Below are 521 nucleotides of genomic sequence, written 5' to 3'. Positions count from 1 at the left end.
AAAATCCTGTTTGGTGGCGATGGCGGAGGGGTTCCACGCGTACCCATCCCGAACACGACCGTTAAGCCCTCCAGCGCCGATGGTACTTGGACCGAAGGGTCCTGGGAGAGTAGGACGCCGCCAAGCGCAATATTCCCTGATAGCTCAGTTGGTAGAGCACTCGACTGTTAATCGAGTTGTCACAGGTTCGAGTCCTGTTCGGGGAGCCATTATGGCCCGTTGGTCAAGGGGTTAAGACACCTCCCTTTCACGGAGGTAACAGGGGTTCGAATCCCCTACGGGTCACCATTCATATTTAGTTAACCGGTACATATGGAGGCTTAGCTCAGCTGGGAGAGCATCTGCCTTACAAGCAGAGGGTCGGGGGTTCGATCCCCTCAGCCTCCACCATATGACTGACGCGGGGTGGAGCAGCTCGGTAGCTCGTCGGGCTCATAACCCGAAGGCCGCAGGTTCAAATCCTGCCCCCGCAATTAATTCCTTAAGGAATTGTGCATTACTAGTGTGGAGCCGTGGTGTAG

Annotated in this window: 4 tRNA genes and 1 rRNA gene; all 5 read left to right on the top strand. The window is 55.7% G+C overall.

Features of this window, described 5'->3' with window-relative positions:
• Nucleotides 1-9 precede the first annotated feature (9 nt).
• The 5 genes from rrf (at nt 10) to KI362_RS25250 (ending at nt 473) form a co-directional block, all read left to right on the top strand.
• Nucleotides 10-126, top strand: a 5S ribosomal RNA gene (rrf, locus tag KI362_RS25270).
• A gap of 7 nt (nt 127-133) precedes the next feature.
• Nucleotides 134-209 (top strand) — tRNA-Asn (locus tag KI362_RS25265).
• Nucleotides 210-213: 4 nt separating this feature from the next.
• A tRNA-Glu gene (locus KI362_RS25260) sits at nt 214-288 on the top strand.
• 26 nt (nt 289-314) lie between these two features.
• Nucleotides 315-390: transfer RNA gene (locus tag KI362_RS25255), tRNA-Val, on the top strand.
• A 9-nt stretch (nt 391-399) separates the two neighbouring features.
• Nucleotides 400-473: transfer RNA gene (locus KI362_RS25250), tRNA-Met, on the top strand.
• The last annotated feature ends 48 nt before the right edge of the window (nt 474-521 follow it).

Source organism: Paenibacillus apis, from assembly GCF_018333295.1.
GTDB classification, from domain to species: Bacteria; Bacillota; Bacilli; order Paenibacillales; family Paenibacillaceae; genus Fontibacillus; species Fontibacillus antibioticophila.
This window is presented reverse-complemented; position numbering and strand designations above follow the sequence as displayed.